This window comes from Frankia sp. AiPa1, from assembly GCF_023243075.1.
GTDB lineage: Bacteria > Actinomycetota > Actinomycetes > Frankiales > Frankiaceae > Frankia.
Genome location: NZ_JALKFZ020000119.1, coordinates 20,884 through 44,634, shown reverse-complemented (window position 1 = coordinate 44,634; position 23,751 = coordinate 20,884). Strand labels below are relative to the sequence as shown.

20 protein-coding genes, 1 tRNA gene and 2 pseudogenes are annotated in these 23,751 nt (G+C 70.9%); 15 read left to right on the top strand and 8 right to left on the bottom strand.

The window, feature by feature from the left end:
- The first annotated feature begins 9 nt into the window (after positions 1 to 9).
- Together MXD95_RS09855 and MXD95_RS09850 are read left to right on the top strand one after the other, a co-directional pair.
- Positions 10 to 273 carry a type II toxin-antitoxin system RelE family toxin gene (locus MXD95_RS09855; protein WP_250640256.1) on the top strand — a complete coding sequence of 88 codons (264 nt, stop codon included), beginning with the start codon at positions 10 to 12 and terminating at the stop codon, positions 271 to 273.
- 597 nt (positions 274 to 870) lie between these two features.
- The gene (locus MXD95_RS09850; RefSeq protein WP_250640255.1) at positions 871 to 1,599 is read left to right on the top strand and encodes a class I SAM-dependent methyltransferase; all 729 of its coding nucleotides are present in this window, start codon (positions 871 to 873) and stop codon (positions 1,597 to 1,599) included.
- A gap of 123 nt (positions 1,600 to 1,722) precedes the next feature.
- Here MXD95_RS09850 and MXD95_RS09845 read toward each other — a convergent pair.
- From MXD95_RS09845 to MXD95_RS09830, 4 genes and pseudogenes are all read right to left on the bottom strand, one after another.
- Positions 1,723 to 1,971: pseudogene (locus MXD95_RS09845) on the bottom strand (IS66-like element ISFsp10 family transposase); the annotation flags it as partial.
- Between the two features lie 185 nt (positions 1,972 to 2,156).
- Positions 2,157 to 2,825, bottom strand: a complete 669-nt coding sequence (locus tag MXD95_RS09840) for an NADPH-dependent F420 reductase (protein WP_250640254.1) — start codon at positions 2,823 to 2,825, stop codon at positions 2,157 to 2,159.
- Between the two features lie 14 nt (positions 2,826 to 2,839).
- Positions 2,840 to 3,775 carry an SDR family oxidoreductase gene (locus MXD95_RS09835; RefSeq protein ID WP_250640253.1) on the bottom strand — a complete coding sequence of 312 codons (936 nt, stop codon included), beginning with the start codon at positions 3,773 to 3,775 and terminating at the stop codon, positions 2,840 to 2,842.
- Between the two features lie 162 nt (positions 3,776 to 3,937).
- Positions 3,938 to 4,150, bottom strand: a complete 213-nt coding sequence (locus tag MXD95_RS09830) for an NAD(P)-binding domain-containing protein (protein ID WP_250640252.1) — start codon at positions 4,148 to 4,150, stop codon at positions 3,938 to 3,940.
- 193 nt (positions 4,151 to 4,343) lie between these two features.
- Here MXD95_RS09830 and MXD95_RS09825 point away from each other — a divergent pair, with 193 nt between their 5' ends.
- Positions 4,344 to 5,255, top strand: a complete 912-nt coding sequence (locus MXD95_RS09825; protein ID WP_250640251.1) for a LysR family transcriptional regulator — start codon at positions 4,344 to 4,346, stop codon at positions 5,253 to 5,255.
- Here the strand turns inward: MXD95_RS09825 and MXD95_RS09820 are convergent.
- The 4 genes and pseudogenes from MXD95_RS09820 to MXD95_RS09805 form a co-directional block, all read right to left on the bottom strand.
- Complete coding sequence (locus tag MXD95_RS09820) at positions 5,241 to 5,870, bottom strand: NsdA family TPR-like regulatory protein (RefSeq protein WP_480024037.1); 630 nt, start codon at positions 5,868 to 5,870, stop codon at positions 5,241 to 5,243. The two genes, MXD95_RS09825 and MXD95_RS09820, sit on opposite strands and share 15 nt — an antisense overlap.
- Positions 5,871 to 6,256: 386 nt before the next feature.
- Positions 6,257 to 6,778 (bottom strand): annotated as a pseudogene (locus tag MXD95_RS29585) (DUF6461 domain-containing protein); the annotation flags it as partial.
- A 33-nt stretch (positions 6,779 to 6,811) separates the two neighbouring features.
- Positions 6,812 to 7,432, bottom strand: coding sequence for a YdeI/OmpD-associated family protein (locus MXD95_RS09810; RefSeq protein ID WP_250640248.1), 621 nt, complete (start codon positions 7,430 to 7,432; stop codon positions 6,812 to 6,814).
- Between the two features lie 860 nt (positions 7,433 to 8,292).
- A tRNA-Arg gene (locus tag MXD95_RS09805) sits at positions 8,293 to 8,364 on the bottom strand.
- Positions 8,365 to 8,439: 75 nt separating this feature from the next.
- Here MXD95_RS09805 and MXD95_RS09800 point away from each other — a divergent pair.
- The 12 genes from MXD95_RS09800 to glyA all read left to right on the top strand — a co-directional run bounded on the left by MXD95_RS09800 (position 8,440) and on the right by glyA (position 23,719).
- Positions 8,440 to 8,826: a response regulator transcription factor gene (locus MXD95_RS09800; protein ID WP_308301472.1), complete on the top strand. Its 387-nt coding sequence runs from the start codon at positions 8,440 to 8,442 to the stop codon at positions 8,824 to 8,826.
- A gap of 57 nt (positions 8,827 to 8,883) precedes the next feature.
- Entirely contained in the window at positions 8,884 to 10,542 is a 1,659-nt protein-coding gene (argS, locus tag MXD95_RS09795) for an arginine--tRNA ligase (protein ID WP_250640246.1), read from the top strand.
- 65 nt (positions 10,543 to 10,607) lie between these two features.
- On the top strand, positions 10,608 to 12,128 hold the full coding sequence (gene lysA / locus MXD95_RS09790; protein WP_250640245.1) for a diaminopimelate decarboxylase: 1,521 nt from the start codon (positions 10,608 to 10,610) through the stop codon (positions 12,126 to 12,128).
- Positions 12,125 to 13,408 carry a homoserine dehydrogenase gene (locus tag MXD95_RS09785; protein ID WP_250640244.1) on the top strand — a complete coding sequence of 428 codons (1,284 nt, stop codon included), beginning with the start codon at positions 12,125 to 12,127 and terminating at the stop codon, positions 13,406 to 13,408. The genes lysA and MXD95_RS09785 overlap by 4 nt, the downstream gene beginning before the upstream one ends.
- Before the next feature lie 152 nt (positions 13,409 to 13,560).
- Positions 13,561 to 14,637 (top strand): threonine synthase, encoded by a 1,077-nt coding sequence (gene thrC, locus MXD95_RS09780; protein WP_250640242.1) that lies wholly within the window; start codon positions 13,561 to 13,563, stop codon positions 14,635 to 14,637.
- A complete protein-coding gene (gene thrB, locus MXD95_RS09775) occupies positions 14,634 to 15,635 on the top strand; it encodes a homoserine kinase (protein WP_250640241.1) in 1,002 nt (333 codons plus the stop codon). Before thrC ends, thrB begins: the two co-directional genes overlap by 4 nt.
- Positions 15,636 to 16,076: 441 nt before the next feature.
- Positions 16,077 to 18,536 (top strand): transcription termination factor Rho, encoded by a 2,460-nt coding sequence (gene rho, locus MXD95_RS09770; protein ID WP_250640240.1) that lies wholly within the window; start codon positions 16,077 to 16,079, stop codon positions 18,534 to 18,536.
- A 404-nt stretch (positions 18,537 to 18,940) separates the two neighbouring features.
- A complete protein-coding gene (gene rpmE / locus MXD95_RS09765) occupies positions 18,941 to 19,177 on the top strand; it encodes a 50S ribosomal protein L31 (RefSeq protein ID WP_009742199.1) in 237 nt (78 codons plus the stop codon).
- A 231-nt stretch (positions 19,178 to 19,408) separates the two neighbouring features.
- The gene (gene prfA / locus MXD95_RS09760; RefSeq protein WP_250640239.1) at positions 19,409 to 20,479 is read left to right on the top strand and encodes a peptide chain release factor 1; all 1,071 of its coding nucleotides are present in this window, start codon (positions 19,409 to 19,411) and stop codon (positions 20,477 to 20,479) included.
- Positions 20,476 to 21,516, top strand: a complete 1,041-nt coding sequence (gene prmC / locus MXD95_RS09755; RefSeq protein WP_374122000.1) for a peptide chain release factor N(5)-glutamine methyltransferase — start codon at positions 20,476 to 20,478, stop codon at positions 21,514 to 21,516. The genes prfA and prmC overlap by 4 nt, the downstream gene beginning before the upstream one ends.
- On the top strand, positions 21,516 to 22,166 hold the full coding sequence (locus MXD95_RS09750) for an L-threonylcarbamoyladenylate synthase (protein WP_250640238.1): 651 nt from the start codon (positions 21,516 to 21,518) through the stop codon (positions 22,164 to 22,166). Before prmC ends, MXD95_RS09750 begins: the two co-directional genes overlap by 1 nt.
- A gap of 293 nt (positions 22,167 to 22,459) precedes the next feature.
- On the top strand, positions 22,460 to 23,719 hold the full coding sequence (glyA, locus tag MXD95_RS09745) for a serine hydroxymethyltransferase (protein WP_250640237.1): 1,260 nt from the start codon (positions 22,460 to 22,462) through the stop codon (positions 23,717 to 23,719).
- Positions 23,720 to 23,751 lie beyond the last annotated feature (32 nt).

The window sequence follows — 23,751 nt, the reverse complement described above, 5'->3', positions numbered from 1 at the left end:
CTGTAGCAGGTGGTCTACAAGGTCGAGTTGCGCCCGTTGGCATTGCGGCAACTTCGCAAGCTGCCTGTGGATGTTCGGCGGCGCGTCGAACGGCTCCTGATCGGGTTGGCCGAGGACCCCCGGCCGCATGGGTGCCTCCCGTTGACTGGCCGGCCCGGCTACCGGGTCCGTGTGGGTGTCTACCGGGTGCTCTACGAGGTTCGGGACGATGTGCTCATCGTGACCCTGGTGGAAATCGGCCATCGGCGTGAGGTCTACCGGGACCGTTCTTAAGTCATCGGGGCTAGGGCGCGTGTCCGGTTGTGATCACAGCCCTGGGGAGCTCTGACCCGGATCACCGCCGCCCCGACCCTCCCGACCTCCCGTAGGTCACGATCAGTAGCCGAAATGGGGAGGGTTCGTCGCGCCAAGTCGATCTTTGTATCCTTCGGGGGGGTCCGTGTCCGATTCGTCCCCCCAGAAGGATCAACAAAGGATCATCGCCACCCGATGCCCCCTTTAGCCGTCGCGGATTGTGATGGTCGGGGCTTGCGTGGTTCCCTACCGGACCCTGATCGCGACCGCGAGTCTCGCTGGCCTCCACCTGCCTCGCCACCATGACCTGGACCAGAGGCCTCACCCGCACCACCCCATGATCACAATGAGATACCGGCCCCAAGAGCCACGGCGCGGAGGTTGTCGAACAACGGCGTACACCGCCTGACATCGGCCTTCGCCTCCAGGAAGAGGTCGCCGGCCGGTACGAATCCGATCACGGCCGCCATTCAGTCTTCGTTGCGGCGCGTCCCACCTGCCCTGCCCGGGGCCAGCGCCGCGATCGAAGGAACACGTTCAGGGCGCATTCCGCTCCGGCGTGGGTAGGGTCCCTGGATGCCGGATCCGATCTTTGCCCACCCTCTCCTCGTGCGCGTCTACGACGCCTTCGATGGAGACCGCGAGGACCTGGTCGCCTACCTCGCGACCGCCGCCGAGCTGACCGCGCGTGTTGTACTCGATGTCGGTTGCGGAACCGGCTCCTTGGCGGTCCTGCTCGCTGGAAGCGGCTGCACGGTCGTGGGTGTCGACCCGGCCGAGGAGTCACTCAGGGTCGCGAGGTCGAAGGACCGGGCGGGAAAGGTCCGCTGGATCCGGGGTGATGCCGCGGCACTGCCGGCGCTCGACGCGGACCTGGCGACGATGACCGGGAACGTGGCCCAGGTCTTTCTCACCGACGACGACTGGGACCGGGCCCTCCAGGGGATCCACACCGCCCTTCGCCCAGGCGGCCATCTCGTTTTCGAGACCAGGCGCCCCGAACGTCACGCCTGGGAGGAATGGGCGGTGGATGTCGATCCGGTCACGCTCGACGTCGCGGACATCGGCCTGGTGGAACGACGTCAGGAGGTCACCGACGTCAGCCTTCCGTTCGTCTCCTTCCGATATACCTACCGGTTCCTGACCGGCGGCGTGGTCGTCACCTCGGACTCGACCCTGCGGTTCCGCGGCCGGGGCGAGGTCGAATCAAGCCTGGTCGCCAACGGTTACAGAGTCCTCGACGTGCGGGAGGCACCGGACCGCCCGGGGCGTGAGTTCGTGTTCATCGCCAAGCGTTCGGCCTGAAGCGGCCAGTGTCCGTCACCGCCTATCGACCGGCGTCAAAACCGATGGACAGCGCCCATGCCCGGGGCAATCGCTGGCACCGTGCGGCAGGAGGAGATCTGGGACGTTGATACCGCCCGGCGCTATGACACGCCGGGCGTCGTTCGCCAGTGGGCCGCGCCGGCCTTGGTCGTCGGTGTCGCCGCGGGCGAGCGCGCCGAGGTAGTGGTGACGGATCTCGGCGAGTACCTCGGGGTCAGCGTGTTCTGCCGGGCTTGGCGGGCGGCGCACGCGGCGTGGTGAGCATCCAGCAGAGTGGTGGCCATCGCGTCGGCACTGCCCGTCGGGGTCACCGTCGTAGACCGACCACGGGTCACGGCCAACGTTGACACCTGAGACCTCACTCGCGCGCAGCACGCCGTCACGGCGAGGTCGGCGGAACGCAGCAAGGGCATCGAGTCGACCCGTTGCCTCGTAACAGGGTGGTCCAATGATCGTCTACGTCGTCAGCCAGTCCGAGGCGCAGGTCGATCGCCATCACACGCTCGGACCATACCGCGGCCCGCGCCAACTTGCGGTTACCGCGCTGCGGTGGCCAGTGCCGCGCGGATGGCGTACTCGCCGACCGGCTGTCCCTTCTCGTTCGAGTACGGCCCGTACGGGGTCCCCCACACCGGGGTGCCCGTCGCCTGCCGCCAGCTATCGGCCAGCCGTCCCGTGTCCGCCACGCTGTACCCGATGGATTCGATGAACTCGGTCACCGCCGCCTTCGCCCGCGCGGAGTCCCCGGCGATCGGCAGGAACGAGCGGTCGGCCGCCCCCGCCGGGCGGGCGAGTGACAGCAGGTGCTTGAAGAAGATGTTATTGAACGCTTTCACGAGCATGGCGTCTGGGATGTACCGCAGCAACAGCTCGCTTGAGGTGAGCGACTTGCTGTCGAGCTCGGGGATGTGCCCGTCACGTTCGGCGCCGTAGTTGCACGTGTCGATGACCGTTTTCCCGGCCAGTGGCGCGGCGGGCAGGTTGGGGAAGGACTTGACCGGCACCGCGACCACGACGATGTCACCGGCCGCCGCGGCCTCCCCGCTCGTCGCCGCGGACGCTCGGGGCCCCAGTTCCGCGGCTGTGTCCGCGAGCGGTTCGGGACCGCGCGAGTTGCTGAGCACGACCTGGTGCCCGGCGTCGATCGCGAGCCGCGCGACTGTAATGCCGATGTTGCCGCTTCCGATGAATCCCACAGTCGTCATCGGGTTCCTTGTCGTCAGCTGGCGGAGAAGTAATGGCCGTTGTCCAAACCGGCGAGCAGGCTGGGCTGAGCGGGTTCCCAGCCGAGGGTCCGGCGGGTGATGAGGTTGGACGCCGGGTAGTTCTGCGTGACTATGTTCGCGAGGAACCCAAAGTATCCCGGCACCATCAGTACGTCGGCGGGAATGCTCACGGCGGGGAGGCCCAGCCGGCTGCCAATGGCCTCGGCGATCTCGCGGAGCGGGATGGCCCCGTCCCCAACCGCGTGCCAATATTTGCCAGCCGGCCCCTTCTCCAGCGCCAAGCGGAACAAGGAGGCGACATCGCGGACGTGCACGGCGTTCCACAGGTTCGTGCCTTCTCCAGGGTAGCCGACGAAGCCCTTCTCCTTCGCGAGCCCGATCAGCTGCACGAGGAAGCCGGCACGATCGGTCGTGCTGTGCGCGATGTTGGCAATCCGCACGACCGAGGACCGCACCCCCCGCTCGGCGAGGCCGACTGCGGCGGTTTCCACGACGTTACGAACCCGCAGGGTGCCCTTGTACTCATCGCCGCCGGGTAGGGCCGGGTCCTCCTCGGTGGCCGGCCGGCCCAGGTTCCCGGGCGAGCCGATGCTCCCCGCCACGACCAGCGGCTTTCCGGTTTCCGTGAGTGCCTCACCGTACGCGAGCATGATCGGGAGCTCCGCGGCGGCCACGGCGTCGATCCCGCCGGACGGCAGCAGGTCCTGCCTGTGCGCGACGTGGATGACGCCGTCGGAATCCGCGGCCGCCTCCTTGAGCCCGTCGAGATCCTGGAGGTCGCCACGACGCACCTTCGCCCCGAGCGCGGACACCGCCGCCGCAGCCGTGTCCGACCGGGCCAGGCCGGTGACCTCGTGCCCGGCGGCAATGAGCTCGGGGATGATGTACGAACCGGAATGGCCGGTCCCGCCAGCAACGAATACGCGCACTACTGCTCCTTTTGTAAGGGTAAGTGGAGGGGCTGTTCTTCTCGTCCCGTAGATCGACTGACGTGATGTGACGAGAGAACGTGGTGGGGTGCGCTCAGCCGGAAAGGTTGACGCCGAGAGAGAAGTCGAAGTTCCCCACGCCATGGCGGGCCAGGCTGATCATCACCAGGCCCACCCCTTCCAGCCAGCGCGCCACCTCCAGGCCGCCGGCATCCAGCGGGCGCGCGTGGCGCCGCCGCCGAGCGCGGCGGCCAGGTCCCTGGCCTTGGCCGCGTCGCGGCCGATGACCTCGACGGCGTTGCCGCCCTCGACCGCGCGGGCGCCTATGGCGCGGGTCATGCCCCCCACGCCGATGATGCTGATGCTGCTGCTCATGGTGTGCCGCTTTCTGGAGTTGGATAGGACGGCATGCCCACCCCGTCGTTGTCAACGGTTGTGTCGCCGGCGCCGTCGAATGACACGCCTGGACGGCGCTTCAATTTCGAGGTTGCCATCGGCCTGAATGGGTGTCCAAGACCTCTTTGAGCCGCGGCGATACCCTGGAGGCATCGCCGGACCGGGAGGCTCCATGGATCTGGACCTGCGCAAGTTGCGCTACTTCGTCGCCGTCGCCGACAAGCTGCACTTCGGCCGCGCTGCCGATGAGCTGCACATCGCGCAACCGGTACTCAGCCGGCAGATCCGCGCGCTGGAACAGGATCTCGGCACCCCGCTGCTGACAAGGGACAGCCACGGCGTGGTGCTGACCGACGCCGGCAGGCAGCTGCTGACCGACGCTGGCCCGCTGCTGGCCTCCGCGCACGCGGCCCGCCGCCGGGTGACCGTGGCCGCACGGGGCAGCCAGCGGCTCATGGTCGGCTTCCGGGCAGGCATCGCGGTCACCCCGGCGGTACGGCAGTTCGCCACCTGGCACCCGAGCGTGATCGTGGACGTGCAGCGGATTGAATGGGACGACCAGGCCACGATGCTGCTCGACGGCCGCATCGACGTCGGCTATGTGCGGCTGCCCATCGACGAGGCCGGCCTGCGCGTCACCCCGCTGTACACCGAGCCGCGGGTGGCGGTGCTGCCCGTCAGCCACCGATTGGCCGGCAAGGAGCAGATCACCGAGGCCGACCTGGCCGGCGAGCCGCTGGTCTGGCATGCCGACACGAGCACGCAGCCCACCAGGCGCCCGCACCCTAACGCCGGGTACCTGGTGCGTGGGGTGGACGAAACGCTCGAGCATGTCGCGGCTGGCCGGGGCATCTCGTTCCTGGCCCGTTCGGCGACCGTGTTCTACTCACGTCCGGACGTCGTCTATGTCCCCGTCCCGGATTTGGCGCCCGACCAGGTGTGCCTCGCGGTGGCGGCATCGCACATCTCGCCTGTGGTCGACGACTTCTTCACCGCGGCTCAGGCGGCGGCCGAGATCACGGCAGAATGTGGGAACTATGAAATGTGGCAGCTTGGAGGCGATGCCGTTTCAAAGCACGGTTGAACCCCAGAGGGGAATCCCGATCCTGCCCTCCTCTGTCTCGTCCTTTCCCGTGAAGGAGAAGATGCTGTGCGACGCCTTCTCCGTCACCGACTCGAAGGAGTCCTCCGCGCGGGCGAACGCGACGCTGACCCCGTCGGCGTCGCCCAGACGCGCGTGGGCTCGTCCCTGCTGCGCGAGGAGTCGAGTCTGGATGAAGGAATTCCGCGGGGCGATGTCCAGACCGGCCAAGGCATAGCGAAGCGCGTCCGCTGCGTCACCCGCGTAGAAGGCGATCATCGCCTGTGTTCCTCGGACCCACGCGCCCAGCCTCGTGTCGCCGGACTCCGAGGCGAGCTGCCACGCCGTCAGGCAGTGCGCGTGAGCCACGGCGCTGTCACCGAGATCGAGCGCCAGATGGCCCATCAAGCCGGACAACCATCCGCCGACAGCGAGGAGCGGAGATGGGACAGCGCGGCGGCGTAGGCCTGTGGATCGGACAGGGCGGGCAGGCTCACGCCCAGGGCGTAGAGCGCTGTTCGCACGGCGACGTCCGGATCCGGGTACAGCGCGCCGCGCAGGGCTTGGGCCAGCCAGCCGAACAGGTTGCTGCGAAGGCGTTCGGCTTCCGTCATCCACGGGGCCGTCGGATCGTTGCGTGACCCACTCGCCGTCGACGCACGCCGCAGCCAGGCGCGTACCTCCAGACCGAGCGGGGACGACGCTGTGATCCGGTGGAAACGGCCGGCCTCCGCGTCGGCGAGTGCCTTGCGGAGGCCGGGTGTACCGGCGACGCCGAGATGATCGGCGATGCGCCAGACCTCGGCGACCGCCGTGGCGCGTTTCGCGGCCGGCGAGGCGGCGGAGACGGCGTCGATCAGAAGGGCGACCTGCTGCGGGTCACGCACCGCCACGCTCATCGACAGGCCGCCGTCCTCTGGCGCGGCGCTGGTGAACCACGGCTCGAACTGGGCCGTCAGCATGGGGCCGGACAGGGCGTTCGGCGGCGGCAGGACACCCGTGACGAGACCGGCGAGCACAACGGCGCGGGTGGCATCGCGTGCGGCTCCGCCGCCGTCCGGGCTCTGATCGACGGGGGCACGTCTGACCTGCTCGAGGTGGGCGCCGAGCCGACCGGTCCCGGTTCCCGTCACCTCGTCGATCCGGCCGGGGTCGAAGGCCGTCAGTACCGTCCCGTCGACGGCGTAGGCGAAGCGCGGGTAGGCGTAGTCGTGGCGAAGCACGGCCACCGCCTCGGTGCCCTGGGAGACGGCGGCCAGGAGCGTTCCGACCCCGGCGAACCCGTTAGGTTCGAGGACCACGGTCCACCCGGCCAGCTCGACGGCACCGGCGATCCGCGGGTAGCCGGCGAGGTACGAGGTCTGCCGCTCGAAGATCTCCTCGGGGCTCAGCTCGGTGAAGGTGTCCGGGTAGCCGCCCATCCGGCGGAGTACCTCAGCGGCATCGACTCCACGGACGAAGGTGAGGCAGAAGATCTCGCCGAGCGTCTCGCAGAGCCATCTGGCCTCCGTCAGCTGCGCGATCATTCCCGAACTGTACAGATCTTGAGCTACTGGCCATCACCGCGGTGAGACAGGCCCACCGCTTTCCAGCGTCGCGAGCAGGGCTGTCAGCCGGGTGGCGCGGGTCGCCGGGTTCGATGCCGTCAGCAGGCGGTGCAGGACGGAGTAGCGATCGGCGCCGTTCAGCGCGGCGAACGCCGAGCCGGCCGTTGGGGACGCCGCCAGCGCGGCCGCCAGGTCGTCGGGGATCTGGGCCTTCGCCGCCCCCGGGTAGGCCCGGTCCCAGCGCCCGTCCGCCTTCGCGCGCTCGATCTCGGCCTGCCCCCGGGGCCGCATCCGGCCCTGTTCGATCAGTCGCGCCACCAGGACGGTGTTGCGCTCCGACCACAGTGAGGCCTTACGGCGCGGGGTGAAGCGCTGCTGGAAGGTGGCGGCGTCCAGGCTCTTCTTCTGCCCGTCGATCCAGCCGCTGCACAGCGCCTCCTCGAGTGCGAGGTCGTAGCGCAACGACGTCGGCGACGTGGTGCCCTTCTTGGCCAGGACCAGCCAGACGCCGTCGGAGACGTCCTCGTTCACGTCGAGCCAGGCCCGCCACGCGACGCTGTCGGCGACGATCAGCAGTTCCGGCGCGGCGACGGTCCGCGCACTGGTCCCGGCCGCCTCGTCACCCACACCCATGGTGGCGAGCGTACAAAGCCCGGATGTCGGCCGAACCGGGCACCGTTTCAGGACAGGGGATGGCCGCGGGCGGCGAGCTGTTCGCGGACGACGACCCGGGCGTAGGAGACCGCTGAACAAGTCCGACACGACGTCGAAGGACTGCGTGCCCGCGTCAACACCCATCTGACCGGCCCGGGCGGCCCTTGGCGGCGTTCGCGGATGTTCCGGCTGGCTATCGGTCGAACTCGCCGGCCTGCAGCCCAACGCCGACCAACACACCGGCGCCATCCCCGACACCCACCTCAGCCGTTGCACCCAGCGAATCTCGCTGTCCGTGATGTTTTTCGGGGGTGGTGGCGTTGCTGATGGGCAGGGATGTCGCTTCTACCGGGTTTGCTGCCTGTTTTGTCCCTTCGTAACCCTGTAGAAGCGACATGAAGGTTTTCCGGGGCCGATCCGTCGTCACGCGCAGCGGCGGGGAGGCGGTGGCGGGTCGGTGCTGGGGAGAGGGCTCGCTGGTCGTCACGACCGGAGCTGACGGTGACGGCAGGGGCATCATGCGCCACCGGCCACGCGGTATGCCGGACGGTGCGTGTGCCGCCGAGGACGTCGGACGTGGTCCGAGCCCGACCGGGGATCGGGCAGAACCAGCCGGTCTGCTGTGATGGACCATCATGATCCGCGAGAAAAGCCCCGGGCCCCGGGCAACGCCGAAGCCGCCAAAAGCGGCGAGCATGCAATCCCGCGGCGAGCGTGGAGTCCCGGCGTGCCCCGGTAACCGGACCCAGGAACTCGGGGGTCCGGGGGGCTAGGCCCCCCGGGCAACATCGCGGCCGATCCGAAGCCGCCAAAAGCGGCGAGCATGGAATCCCGGCGCGTGCCCCCGGCAGGATTCGAACCTGCGCACCCGCCTCCGGAGGGCGGTGCTCTATCCCCTGAGCTACGGGGGCTCGGGGCTGACGGATCACACGTTACCAGGTGGGAACCGTGGGTCGCGTGTCCGGGTGGGCCGTAAGCTGCCGGGTGTGTACGCCGCCGCCCCCAGGGTCCTCGTTGTCGATGACGACGCGGTGATCCGTCAGCTAGTGGTTGTCAACCTCGAGTTGGAAGGATTCGAGGTGCACACGGCCGTCGACGGTGTCGACGCGCTGGAGGTGGTGCGTGAGGTGGCTCCCCATGTGATCACTCTGGACATCATGATGCCCCGGATGGACGGCTGGGACGTGGCCGCGCAGCTGCGTGAGGACCCGGCCACGGCCGGAATCAAGCTGATCATGCTGACCGCCCGGGCGCAGGAGGCCGACGTCCGCCGTGGTTCGCGGATCGGCGTGGACTACTACCTCACCAAGCCGTTCGACCCGGACGAGCTCATCACGGTGGTTCAGAAGCTCGCCGAGGGTCAGACCGTCTGAAGTGTCCGCTGGCGTCGCGCCGGCCATGCGGTGTCGGCGCGCCGATAGCATCGCGGCATGACCCCTGCCGATCTCGCTGACGCCATCGTGGCGGCCATTGGCCGCGCGGTGGCCGACGGCGACCTGGACGTGCCGGTGCCGACCACTGTCACGGTGGAGCGACCGAAGAACCCCGACCACGGGGACTACGCCACGCCCGTGGCACTTCAGCTCGCCAAGGCCGCCAGACGAGCGCCCCGCGCGGTCGCCGAGGTGCTGGCCGGCAGGCTTGCGGCCACCGACGGCGTCGCGCGGGTCGACATCGCGGGGCCGGGGTTCCTGAACGTCACGCTGGCCGGGGCGGCGCTGGGCGAGGTGGCCCGCCGGGTGCTGCGGGCGGGCGCCGAGTACGGTCATGCGCCGAAGCCGCGGGACGTGCGGATCAACCTGGAGTTCGTCAGCGCGAACCCGACCGGGCCGGTCACGCTCGCCTCGGCGCGCTGGGCGGCGGTGGGGGACGCGTTGGTGCGCATCCTCACCGCGGCCGGGTACGCGGTGGGCGGGGAGTACTACGTCAACGATGCCGGGGTGCAGATCGCCCGGTTCGGTGCGTCGGTGCTGGCAGCGGCGGCGGGGCGGGAGATCCCGGCGGACGGCTACCATGGGGCGTACGTGGCGGAGATCGCGACAGCGGTGCTCGCCGAGCGGCCGGACCTGCTCGAGCTGCCGCCGGACGAGGCGCTCGCCGTCGCCGCCCACCATGGCCTCACGCTGATGCTGACCGAGATTCGTAGCACCCTGGAGGGCTTCGGCGTCCACTTCGACACGTGGGCGTCCGAGAAGGCGCTGCACGACGCCGGTGGGCTGGCGAAGGCCGTCGACGATCTGCGGGCGCAGGGCCATGTCTTCGACGCTGACGGCGCGGTCTGGCTGCGCACCACCGACTTCGGCGACGACAAGGACCGGGTTCTCGTCAAGAGCGACGGCCAGGGGACGTACTTCTGTGCCGATGCCGCCTACTACCGCGACAAGCGGGGCCGAGGTTTCGACAAGGCCGTCTACCTGCTCGGTGCCGACCATCACGGCTACATCGGCCGACTGAAGGCGATCGCGGCCTGTTTCGGGGATGATCCGGAGGTCAACCTCGAGGTCATCATCGGGCAGATGGTGTCGCTGACCCGCGGCGGTGAGCCGGTGAAGATGTCCAAGCGGGCCGGGACGTTCCTCACCCTGCACGACCTGGTCGACGCGGTCGGGGTCGACGCGGCGCGCTATTCGCTGGTGCGGGTGTCGCACGACTCGTCCCTAGAGCTCGACCTGGACCTGATCTCCCGGCAGACCAGCGACAACCCGGTCTTCTACGTGCAGTACGCGCACGCCCGGATCAGTTCGCTGCTGCGCAACGCCGAGGCGCTCGGGCTCGTGCTGTCTCCCGAGGGCGCGGACGTGGCGTTGCTGAACCACTCGCGCGAGGTCGACCTGCTGCGGTCCCTCGGGGAGTTCCCGCGGGTCGTCGACGCGGCGGCGAGCCTGCGCGGTCCGCACCGGGTGGCGCGGTACCTCGAGGAACTCGCCGGGATTTACCACCGGTTCTACGACGCCTGCCGGGTACTCCCGCAGGGGGACGAACCGGCCGGCCCACTCACCGGCGCCCGGCTGCTGCTGGCCGCGGCCACGCAGGTGGTGCTCGCGAACGGCCTCGCGCTGCTCGGCGTGAGTGCCCCCGATCGGATGTGAGGCGCGTGCGTCAGGAACCCAGGCCGGGTATGGACGGCCGGCTCGGCAAGGTTGGCGGAGACGAGATGAGCGAGACCGAACCCACCACCGTGGCGGGGCCGGCGGCCGGCCTGGAGGAGAACCTCTGGCCGGCCACGGCCCGGATTGACCCGGACGGGGTGCTGCGCGTCGGCGGGGTGCGGGCGGACATGCTTGCCGCCGAGTTCGGCACGCCGGCATTCGTGCTGGACGAGGCCGACTTCCGTGCGCGTGCCGCGGCCTGGCACCGGGCGTTCGCCGACTGTGATGTTTATTACGCGGGCAAGGCGTTTCTGTGTCGGGCCGTCGCCCGCTGGGTCGAGGACGAGGGCCTGTGCCTTGACGTGTGCACCGGTGGCGAACTGGCCGTGGCGCGTTCAGTGGGATTCCCGGCCGAGCGGCTGATCTTTCATGGCAACAACAAGTCGGTCGGCGAGCTGCGGGCGGCGCTGGACTATCGGGTCGGGCGGATCGTCCTCGACAGCTTCGTCGAGATCGACCGTCTCGCCGCTCTCGCCGCTGAGGCGGGGGTGCGTCAGCGGGTGCTCGTCCGCGTCACTCCAGGCGTTGAAGCGCATACCCATAGCTATATTTCCACGGGTCAGGAGGACCAGAAGTTCGGGTTCTCGCTCGCCGACGGGTCGGCGGCCGAGGCGGTGGCCCGAGTGCTGGCCACCGAGAGCCTTGAGCTCGTCGGCCTGCACGCCCACATCGGCTCGCAGATCTTCGACACTGCCGGCTTCGGCCTGGCCGCGCACCGCATGGTCGGCCTGCTCGCCCGCATCCGCGACGACCACGGCCTCGAACTACCCGAGCTCGACCTCGGTGGCGGCCTCGGCATCGCCTACACCAGCGAGGACGCCCCACTCGAGGTGGACGAGTTCGCCGAGCGGCTTCTTGCCGTCGTCGGCAAGGAATGCGCCGCCGCGGGTCTGGCCGTCCCGCGGCTCGGCGTGGAGCCTGGCCGGGCGCTGATCGGCTCGACGACGGTGACGCTCTACGAGGTCGGCACGGTCAAGGAGCTGCCCGGCCTGCGCACCTTCGTCAGCGTCGACGGCGGGATGAGCGACAACATCCGAACCTCCCTCTACGACGCCCGCTACACCGCTCGCCTGGTCTCCCGGCCCGGCGCGCCGAGCACGCATGTCGTCACCCTGGTGGGGCGGCACTGTGAGTCCGGCGACGTCGTCGCGCACGACGTCGCGCTGCCGGACGATGTGCGCCCCGGTGACCTCGTGGCCGTGCCCGCCAGCGGCGCTTACCACCGGTCGATGGCGAGCAACTACAACCATGTGCCCCGCCCGCCGGTCATCGCCGTGCGTGACGGGTCCGCCCGGGTGATCGTCCGCAGGGAGACCGAGGACGACCTGCTCCGCCTCGACGTCGATCCGGCCGAGTTGTCGGACCTGACGACTACGGTGGCCTCGACCGCGGAGGCGGACTTCGCGGGCACGGCGAACTCGGCGAATTCGGGGAATCAGGTGAATGTGGGGCATGCGGGCGCCTCGCCGCCCGCGGGCAGTTCGGCGCCCGCGGCGAACTCGGCCGGCTCTGGGGCGGGACGATGAACCTCGCTCTGCTCGGCTGCGGCGTGGTCGGCACCGAGATCGTCCGGTTGCTGCGCACCAGCGCGGACGATCTGGCCGCCCGGGTCGGTGAGCCGTTGCGCCTGGTCGGCATCGCGGTGCGCCGGCCCGAGCGGGTCCGCGACCCCGAGGTCGACCCCGCGCTGCTCACCGGGGATGCCGCCGCGCTCGTCGCCCGCGACGACGTCGACCTGGTCATCGAGGTCGTCGGTGGGGTGGAGCCGGCCCGCGCGTGGATGCTCGCCGCCCTGAACGCCGGTAAACCCGTGGTGACGGCGAACAAGGCCCTGCTGGCCTCGCACGGCGCCCTGCTGCACGACGCGGCCGCCGCCGGCGGCACCGACCTCTACTACGAGGCGGCCGTCGGTGGGGCGATCCCGCTGATCCGGCCGCTGCGCGAGAGCCTGGCCGGCGACCGAGTCCGCCGGGTGCTCGGAATCGTCAACGGCACCACCAACTTCGTGCTCACCCGGATGGACGAGACCGGTGCGTCGTTCTCCGAGGCGCTCGCCGAGGCCGGTGCGCTCGGGTACGCCGAAGCCGATCCGTCCGCCGACATCGACGGCTTCGACGCCGCCGCCAAGGCCGCGATCATGGCCCAACTGGCCTTTCACACCCCGGTGACGATCGACGACGTCTACCGCCAGGGCATCGGGGACGTCACCGCCGCCGACATCGCCAGCGCCCGGGAGCTCGGGTGCACCGTGAAGGCGCTGGCCGTCGCCGAGCGCTCGGCGCAGTCCGAGGGGATCAGCGTCCGCGTCCATCCGGCGATGATCCCGCGCACGCACCCGCTGGCCGGGGTGCGCGAGGCGTTCAACGCCGTGTTCGTCGAGGCGGAGGCGGCGGGGCAGCTGATGTTCTACGGCCAGGGCGCCGGTGGCGCGCCGACAGCGTCGGCCGTGCTCGGTGACGTGGTCGCGGTCGCGCGCAACCGCATCGCCGGACGGAGCGGCCCAGGTGAGTCGTCCTACGCGGCCCTGCCCGTGCTGCCGATGGGCCGTACCGTGACGAGGTACCACGTGAACCTCGACGTCACCGACAAGACCGGCGTGCTCGCGGCGGTCGCCGGTGCCTTCGCGCGTCACGATGTGTCCATCAGAAGCGTCCGTCAGGAAGGCCGCGGCGACGACGCGAGCCTGGTCCTGGTGACGCATGCGGCGCCGGACGCGGCGCTGTCCGCCACCGTCGAGGAGCTGCGTGGCCTCGCCGAGGTGCGGGCGGTGTCCGGGGTGCTGCGGGTCGAGGGAGGTGAGCCGTGATCACGTCGTCCACGGTCGATGTGTCGTCCACCACAGGTGGAGCGTCCGCGCTCGGGCCGTCCGCGCAGGCCGTGCCGCCTGCGGGAAGTGGGTCGTCGAGCGGCGTCCCGACGTCCGCGGACGCTGGGCCGTCCGGAGGGGCTGGGCCGCCTGTGGGAGGGCTGGGGTCGTTCCGGCCCTGGCGGGGCGTCATCGAGGAGTACCGCGACCGGTTGCCGGTTCATGCGGACACTCCGGTGATCACCCTGCTGGAGGGCGGTACCCCATTGGTGCCAGCACCCCATCTCTCCGAGCTGACCGGATGTGAGGTTCATCTCAAGGTCGAAGGGGCCAATCCGACCGGTTCGTTCAAGGACCGGGGGATGACGGTGGCGCTGAGCCTCGCCGTCGGCGCGGGCTCGCAGGCGGTGATCTGCGCGTCCACCGGCAACACCTCGGCGTCGGCCGCCGCGTATGCCGCCCGGGCCGGCATCACCTGTGCGGTGCTCGTCCCCAGCGGCAAGATCGCTCTGGGTAAGCTTGCCCAGGCGCTCGTGCACGGCGCGCGGCTGCTGCAGCTTGACGGCTCGTTCGACGACTGTCTGCAGGTCGCCCGCGGACTCGCCGACACCTCCCCGGTGACCCTGGTCAACTCGGTGAACCCGTTTCGCATCGAGGGGCAGAAGACGGCGTCGTTCGAGATCATCGATGCGCTCGGGCGGGCGCCCGACGTGCACTGCCTGCCGGTCGGCAACGCCGGCAACATCACCGCCTACTGGCGGGGTTACACCGAGCAGGACGCGCTCACCGGGTCCGGCCGGCCCCGGATGTGCGGGTTCCAGGCCGCGGGTGCGGCACCCATCGTGCGCGGCGAAGTGGTGGCCGCACCGCAGACGATCGCCACGGCGATCCGGATCGGCAACCCGGCATCCTGGGAGTTCGCCGTCGATGCGCGGGACTCCTCCGGCGGCCTCATCGACGCCGTCAACGACCGGCAGATCCTTTCCGCCTACCGGTTGCTCGCGCACCGGGAGGGCGTGTTCGTCGAGCCGTCCAGCGCCGCCAGCATCGCCGGTCTGCTGATGGCGCGAGCTGACGGCCGGATCGAGTCCGGGTCACGGGTCGTGTGCACGGTCACCGGCAACGGTCTGAAGGATCCCGACTGGGCGATCAGCGGGGCGGCGCGGCCGGAGACGATCCGACCGACCGTCGCCGGCGCGGCCGAGGCGCTCGGGCTGCCCACCTCGTGACGTCCCGCGCGGGCGTGGCCGATGCGGCCGGCGGGCGTGGCCTGCCCGGGCGGGTGCGGGTCAGGGTGCCCGCGACCAGCGCGAACCTTGGGCCCGGCTTCGACGCCTTCGGGCTCGCTCTCGGCCTGCACGACGAGGTCGACGTGGAACTGACCACCACCGGTCTGACCGTGGAGGTCGTCGGCGCGGATGCCGTGGCCCAGGACGAGACACATCTGGTGGTGCGGGCGATCCGCGCCGCCTTCGACGTGCTCGGCCGGCCGCAGCCGGGCCTCGCGTTGCGCTGCGTCAACCGGATTCCGCACGGGCGGGGACTCGGCTCGTCGGCCGCGGCGATCGTCGCCGGCATCGCCGCCGCCGCTGCCCTGTGCGGCGCCGACGACCCGCTCGCCAGGTCGGGTGAGGCGGCCGGCCCTGGTGATGCCGCCGCCGGCTGGATGCTGCGGCTGGCGGACGAGATCGAGGGCCATCCGGACAACGTCGCCGCCGCGCTGGCCGGCGGTTTCACCGTGGCCTGGTCGGGCTCGCACGGTGCGGACTGTCTGCGGGTGGAGCCGTTCGAGCAGGTCCGGCCGGTGGTGTTCGTCCCGGCGCTGCGCCAGTCGACCGAGGCGTCCCGCGGGGCGCTGCCGGGGCGGGTCCCGCTCGCCGACGCGGCCCGCACGGTCGGCCGGGCCGCGCTGCTTGCGCTCGCGATGTCGGCGGCGGAACCCGCGGCTGCTGACACGCGGGCATCGGTGCTGCTCCAGGCCACCGAGGACTTTCTGCACCAGCCCTACCGGCTACCCACTGCCGGGGCCGCCGGGGAGCTGGTCGGCCGGCTGCGGGACCTCGGCATCGCCGCGACCCTGTCGGGATCCGGACCTTCGGTGCTGGCACTGGCGGTGGGCAGGCAGCAGGCGGTGCTGGCCGCCGATGTCGTGACCAGCGGGTTCTCGGTGCTGCCGCTCGCTGTCGACCGCAGAGGAGCCGAGGTTATCGAGGTGCGCAAGGAATGATGATCATGCATAATGGGCGGTGAGCGTTCGGGCATCCGATCGTACGGACGTCCCGCCGAGCCCGGTTATGTGTCACATCGGGAAGTCCTGACGCCTCAAGGTTGTTGCCGGGGTGTCCGCAGCTGGATAGTCTGGTGACTGCACCCGCTGCCACCGCGGCGCGTGCTCGCTCCCGCAGTGTCGCTCTGGCTTCGCCAGGTGGACCGTGGTTCGGGACTCCGGTGTATCGGCCTCGTCGTCGTTGCCTCGGCTCCACACCGGCACACCTGGGCGGGATCGGCGAGTTCGCTCGCGGCAGTCGGCCGCTGGCGCCGTAGACGGGCGCTACTTTCGCCCATCCGGTGCTGTACATCCCTTCACCCGGCATCTGTGCAGGCGAAGAAAGTTCACACGCTACGCCCGGCTCGTCTGTCGAGCCAGTTCCTTCAGGGAAGGAAAACCTTGAGCGACACCACCAACGTGCTGCCACAGAGCGCACGTGAGTCTGCGGCGCACGCGGCGCCTGCATCGCCCCACGAGAGCGGGCCGACGGCCGTCGCCTCGGCCGCAGACACCCGCACCACCGCGCCCGCCACCACGGAGGACGACGGCGGCAGCGCGGGGGCGAACTCCGCTGCCCGGGCTGCCGAGGCGGCGAGCGCGAGCGTGACCCGCCGGCGCCGGCAGGGCACCGGCCTTTCGGCGATGCTGCTTCCTGAGTTGCAGGCCATGGCGCAGTCGATGGGGATCCCGGGGGTCGGCCGGCTGCGCAAGGGGCAGCTCATCGCCGCGATCCAGAATCTCCAGAGCGAGAGCACAGGCGGATCGGTGGCGCCCGCGTCGGAGGGCGCCGAGGCGGTTGCGGCGTCGGCCACGTCCGCGCTGTCCGGCGCAGCTTCCGCCCCGGCCGGTGCCGCCAGCGCCCCGCCCGCGCCCGCCGCGCGGCGCGGCGCGGATGCCGCCGCAGGTGCCACCCTGACCCGCACCCGCACCCGCCGTGGTGCCTCCCGTGCGGCGGCGAGCCCGGCGGCCGAGCAGCCGACCCTGCCCGAGTCCGGCGGCGACGCCTCGGCCGAGGCGCGTTCGACTCCGGCCGTGACAGCCCCGCCCGCGTCGACCACATCCCCCACGGCCGTGACCGGCGTCGGTACCGCGGGGCCGTCGGGTGCGGCCCAGGCCACCGCGGCGCCCGTGCAGACCCCGCCCGCGGGCGGCCGCCAGAGCGACGGTGGCCCGCGGACCCGCGAGGACCGCCGGGACCGTTCCGCCGACAACGGCCGTTCAGGTGAGGGCCGTTCGAGTGAGGGCTCCCGGTCCAGCGGCGACAGCGGCGAGCGGGGCAACGAGCGTCAGGGCACCGACCGTCGTTCCGGCGGGGACCGCGCCGAGCGCCAGTCCGGTGACCGTGCTGACCGCAGTGACCGTCCTGACCGCAGTGACCGTCCTGACCGCAGTGAGCGGGCCGACCGTGGCGATCGTCAGCCCAGTGATCGTGCTGACCGGTCTGACCGGCAGTCTGGGGACCGCCCCAGTCGGTCCGACCGTGCGGGTCAGAACGACCGTGCGGGTCAGAACGATCGTGCGGGTCAGAACGATCGTGCGGGTCAGAACGATCGTGCGGGTCAGAACGATCGTGCCGGCCAGAACGACCGTGCCGGCCAGGGCAGCCAGAGCGACGACGATTTCAACGGTCGCAGCCGGCGGGGCCGTTTCCGTGAGCGTGGCCGCAACCGCGGTCGTGGCGGCCAGACGGGCCCGGTGGAAAACGAGCCGTTGGTGCGCGAGGACGACGTCCTCGTTCCGGTCGCCGGCATCCTGGATGTCCTGGACAACTACGCGTTCGTGCGGACCAGTGGCTACCTGACCGGGCCGACCGACGTCTACGTCAGCCTCGCCCAGGTGCGCCGCAACGGCCTGCGCCGCGGTGACGCCATCACCGGCGTCGTGCGGGCCCCGCAGGAGGGCGAGCAGCGCCGCGACAAGTACAACGCGCTCGTCCGCCTCGACACCATCAACGGGATGGAGCCCGAGGAGGCCCGCGGTCGACCGGAGTTCACCAAGCTCACCCCGCTCTACCCGCAGGATCGGCTGCGCCTGGAGACCGAGCCGCATCTGCTGACCACTCGGGTCATCGACCTGGTCATGCCGGTGGGCAAGGGGCAGCGCGCGCTCATCGTCAGCCCGCCGAAGGCCGGCAAGACGATGGTGCTCCAGTCGATCGCCAACGCGATCACGACCAACAACCCTGAGGTCCACCTCATGGTCGTTCTCGTCGACGAGCGGCCCGAAGAGGTCACGGACATGCAGCGGTCGGTGAAGGGCGAGGTCATCGCCTCCACCTTCGACCGCCCCCCGGCCGACCACACCAACGTCGCCGAGCTGTCCATCGAGCGGGCCAAGCGGCTGGTTGAGCTCGGCCACGACGTCGTCGTCCTGCTTGACTCGATCACCCGGCTCGGCCGCGCCTACAACCTGGCCGCGCCCGCGTCGGGCCGGATCCTGTCCGGTGGTGTCGACTCGACGGCGCTGTACCCGCCGAAGCGCTTCCTCGGCGCGGCGCGCAACATCGAGAACGGCGGCTCGCTGACCATCATCGCCACCGCGCTCGTCGAGACGGGTTCGACCATGGACACCGTCATCTTCGAGGAGTTCAAGGGCACCGGCAATGCCGAGCTGAAGCTCGACCGTAAGATCGCCGACAAGCGCATCTTCCCCGCGGTCGACGTCGACGCCTCCAGCACCCGGAAGGAAGACATCCTGCTCGCCCCGGACGAGCTCGCGATCATGCACAAGCTGCGTCGCGTGCTGCACACCCGGGATAACCAGCAGGCGCTGGAACTTCTGCTCGACCGCCTCAAGCAGACGCGGACGAACTACGAGTTCCTCATGCAGATCTCCAAGACAGCCCCACCGCAGGACTGACCTGCCTGCCCAGCTCACGCTCCGCGACGGCGGTTCGAAGGCCGTGCGGGTAGAAGATCGACAGAGGTCGCAGTGGGGGTTTTCGTGTCCCGTTTGCCCCCCACGGCGACCTGCCTGGGAGGATCTCGCCTGACGACCGGCTACGGCACGTGACGGATGCGCTGGGTGCCCCAGGACGAAAGCGACGGGCCGCCGCTCTCGCGGGATGCCGGCGTGGGTGGACGGGAACACACGGGGATGTGGGGGCGTTGCTCGCGGCAGGACGCACAGGCGGTCGGCATGGCCTTGGCGGTCGGCATGGCCTTGGCGTTCGGCTCTGGCAGACTGGCACGTAGACCGGCTCCGGTTCACGCCCTCCACACCGTGGACGGCGACCCGGCGGCCACATCGGAAAACGAGGGGCCATGAAGGCTGATATCCACCCGACTTACCACGAGACGACCGTGACCTGTACCTGCGGGAGCACCTTCACCACCCGCAGCACCAAGGAGAACGGCGTGGTCAACGCCGAGGTCTGCTCGCAGTGCCACCCGTTCTACACGGGCAAGCAGAAGATCCTGGACGTCGGCGGACGGGTCGAGAAGTTCGAGCGCCGGTTCGGCCGGCGGCGCCCCGGCGAGAAGGTCGGCGGCGCGAAGTAGCGACGTATCGGCGCCCGTCCGGACCCCGGGCGGGCGCCGTTTGCGTCCCGGTCCGGGCTGGTGGCGCGGCCAGGACCGCCCGTTCCTCCCGCACCGTGTGCCGCACAACGAGCACCGTGCCACACAACGAGCACCGTGCCACACAACGAGCACCGTGCCACACAACGAAGCCGCACATCGCGCCGGGACCGAGTCATCGAACATTCTGACGTGCGAAGAGGTACCGACAGCATGACGTCCCCGCTCGACGGACTCGTCGCGGAGCACGCCGAGATCGAGGGGCAGCTCGCCGATCCGGCGGTGCACAATGATCCCGCGCGAGCCCGTGCCCTGAGCCGCCGCTATGCCCAGCTTGCCCCGGTCGTGGACCTGGCCCGAGAGCTCGACCGGGTGTCCGGCGACCTGACGACCGCCCGGGAGCTCGCGACCCAGGACCCGTCCTTCCGCGGCGAGGCCGCGGATCTGGACGCCGAGCTCGCCGGCCTCAACGAGCGGGTGCGGGCATATCTCGTCCCGGTCGACCCGGACGACGCCCGCGACGCGATCCTCGAGGTCAAGGCCGGTGCCGGCGGTGAGGAGTCGGCGCTGTTCGCCGGCGACCTGCTGCGGATGTACCTGCGGTACGCCGAGCGACGCGGCTGGAAGGCCGAGATCCTCGACGCGAACCCGTCCGACCTGGGTGGCTACCGGGACGTGAGCGTGGCGGTGAAGTCCCGCGGCAGCGACGCCGGCCCGGGGGTGTACGGCCGGCTGCGGTTCGAGGGCGGGGTGCACCGTGTCCAGCGGGTGCCGGTGACCGAGTCGGCGGGGCGCATCCACACCTCCGCCGCGGGTGTCCTGGTGTTGCCCGAGGCCGAGGACGTCGACGTCGAGATCGACCCGAACGAGCTGCGGATCGACGTGTTCCGCTCCTCCGGGCCCGGCGGGCAGAGCGTCAACACCACCGACTCGGCGGTGCGCATCACCCACCTGCCCAGCGGTCTGGTGGTGTCCTGCCAGAACGAGAAGAGCCAGCTCCAGAACAAGGAGTCGGCGCTGCGGATCCTGCGAGCCCGGCTGCTGAGCGCCGCCCGTGAACAGGCCGAGTCCGAGGCGTCGGCCGCGCGGGCCAGCCAGGTGCGCACGGTCGACCGGTCCGAACGGATCCGCACCTACAACTTCGCCGAGAACCGGATCAGCGACCACCGGGTCGGCTACAAGGCCCACAACCTCGACCAGGTGCTCGACGGCGAGCTCGACGAGGTGCTCGACGCCCTCGCCGCCGCCGACCTCGAGGCCCGGCTGTCCGCGCCGGCCTCGTGACCAGTCCGGCGACGCACGAGCCCGGGACACCCGCGCCGGCCTCGCCGACGGTCACGCGAACCTCGCCCATCCCGCCGACGCCACCGCCCCCAGCCTCGCCACCGGGCACGGCCGCGCGGCGCGAGCGAGGGCTGGCGGGTCGGATCGCGGCGGCCACCGAGCGGCTCGCCGCCGCCGGCGTGCCGAGTCCGCGGGCGGACGCCGAGCAGCTGGCCGCGTTCGTCCTCGGCGTCGGCCGCGCCCGGCTCGTGCTTGTGGAGGATCTGCCCGCGCACGCCGCCGCGGAATTCGACGCGCTGGTGCGCCGCCGGGCCGTCCGTGAGCCGTTGCAGCATCTGACCGGGATCGCCGGATTCCGCTACCTGGATCTCGCCGTCGGCCCCGGGGTGTTCATCCCGCGCCCCGAGACGGAGTCCGTCGTAGGCTGGGCGATCGACACCTTGCGAACCGAGGCGACGGGACGGGGCGCCGGCGGGCCGGTGTGTGTGGACCTGTGCTCGGGCAGCGGGGCGATCGCGTTGTCGCTGGCGACCGAGGTGCCGGGGGCCCAGGCGCACGCGGTCGAGCGGGACCCCGAAGGGCTCGGTTGGCTGCGCCGTAACGTGACCTCCACCGGACTGCCGGTCCGCGTGCACGAGGCGGATGTCACCGCCGAGCCACCGGCGTCGCTCGCCCGGCTCATGGGGGCGGTCGACCTGGTGGTGAGCAACCCGCCGTACCTTCCTGACGCCGACCGGGCCACGGTCGAACCGGAGGTCGGTGCGTACGACCCCGCGGTGGCGCTGTGGGGTGGCCCGGACGGTCTGCGGGTGGTGCGCGCGGTGGTGCGGCTCGCCGCAGGGCTGCTGCGCCCCGGTGGGCTGCTGGTGGTCGAGCACGCTGACGGCCACGGTACGAGCGCGCCGGCGCTGCTGCGGGCCGACGGGCGTTGGACGGACGTGGCTGATCACACCGACCTGGCCGGTCGGGACCGGTTCGTCACCGGCAGGTTCGCCCCCGGCAGAATGGTCCGGCCGGGTGAGGGAAGGGACGGGTGATGCTGCGCTTCGACTGCTCCGACGAGGCCGAGCGGGCCCGGGGGCTGGACGCGGCGGTGGCCGCTGTCAGCCGCGGCGAGCTCGTCGTGCTGCCCACCGACACCCTGTACGGGCTGGGCGCGGACGCCTTCGACTCGGCGGCGGTGGCCTCGCTGCTTGCCGCCAAGGGACGCGGCCGGGACATGCCCGTCCCCGTCCTGATCGGTGCCTGGCGCACCCTGGATGGCCTCATCGACCGGATGACTCCGCAGGTCCGGGACCTGATCCAGGCCTTCTGGCCGGGTGGGCTCACGGTCGTGGTCCGGCACATCCCGTCGCTGCGCTGGGATCTGGGTGACGCTCGCGGCACGGTCGCTGTCCGCATGCCGTTGCACCCCGTGGCCATCGAGCTCCTCGGCCGGACCGGTCCGATGGCCGTGTCCAGTGCGAACATCAGCGGCCAGCCGCCCGCCGCCACCGCCGATCATGCGGTCGCCCAGCTCGGTGGCGCGGCCGAGGTCTACCTGGACGGCGGGCCGTGCGCGGCCGCCACCCCGTCCACGATCGTCGACTGCACCGGCGAGTTCCCCGTCGTCCTGCGCGCTGGCGCCATCGGCCTCGACGCCCTGCGTGAGGTCCTCCCCCTGGTTCGCGAGCCCGCCGCCCCCTGAGCCGCGGCCTGCTCTGTCCGGGCTCCGCGGCGGCGCCGGTGTCATCCCGGCGCGGATGTCGCTGCGGGTGGGACGGCCTGGGAGGTGGGACCGGCTGGAAGTGGGACCGGCCCAGGAGGTGGGGCGAGTGGAGCAGCGGCTGGGAGGGGAGGAGCATTGGTCGCGCATCGGAGGGTACGCACGCCGAGCGGGCACGAGACCCGGGCCAGATGTGAGGTCGAGCGGGAGTTGCCCGTCATGGCCAGAGCACGGCGCAGCCCAGGGACGGCTGAGCACAGGGAGGTAGCGACGCCATGAGCACCCCGTTCTGGGGCCCCGACTTCGACGAGCTTGCCGGCACCGATCCGGAGATCGCCGAGGTGGTGCTCGACGAGCTGGCCCGGCTGCGGGGCGGATTGCAGCTCATCGCGAGCGAGAACCTCACCTCACCCGCGGTCCTCGCCGCGCTGGGCTCAACCCTGTCGAACAAGTACGCCGAGGGATATCCTGGCCGGCGCTACTATGGCGGATGCCAGGTGGTGGACCGGGCCGAGGAGATCGGCATCGCGCGGGCGACGGAGCTGTTCGGCGCGGAACACGCCAATTTGCAGCCGCATTCGGGTGCCTCGGCGAACTTCGCGGTGTACGCGGCGCTGCTGACGCCGGGGGATACGGTGCTGGCGATGTCGCTGCCTCATGGCGGACATCTCACCCACGGCAGCAAGGTGAGTTTCTCGGGTAAATGGTTCGACGTCGTGGCCTACGGCGTGCGAGAGGACACCGAGCTCATCGACTACGACCAGGTCCGCGACCTGGCCCGCCAGCATCGACCCAAGATGATCATCTGTGGGGCTACGGCCTATCCGCGACTGATCGACTTCGCCGCGTTCCGCTCGATCGCCGACGAGGTCGGCGCGTGGCTCATGGTGGACGCGGCCCACTTCATCGGCCTGGTCGCCGGCGGCGCGATCCCGAGCCCGGTGCCGTACGCGGACGTCGTCAGCTTCACCACGCACAAGGTGCTGCGCGGCCCCCGCGGCGGGATGATCCTTTCCCGGGAGGAACTCGCCAGCCGGATCGACAAGGCGGTGTTCCCGTTCAGCCAGGGCGGTCCGCTCATGCACGCTGTGGCGGCGAAGGCGGTGGCGCTACGTGAGGCGGCCACGCCGGACTACGCGCGATACGCCCGCCAGGTCGTCGCCAACGCGCAGGCGTTGACCGAGGCGCTGGTCGCCGAGGGCTTCCGGCCGGTCGGCGGCGGGACCGATACCCATCTCGCCCTGCTTGATCTGCGCGAGCTCGGCGTCAGCGGGCGGGATGCGGAAGGTCGCTGCGACGCGGCGGGGATCACGCTGAACAAGAACGCGATCCCGTTCGATCCGCAGCCGCCCGCGATCTCCTCGGGTATCCGGGTCGGCACGCCGGCTGTGACCACGCAGGGGATGGGCGAGGGCGAGATGAAGGAGATCGCCACGCTGATCGGCCGGGCGGTGCGCGATCCCGGGGCCGCGGGCGACGTCGCCGCAGCGGTGTCCGCGCTTGTCGGCCGGTACCCGGCCTACCCGCGTCCCTAGGCCGCACCCGGCGCCGATCCGAGCTGATCACG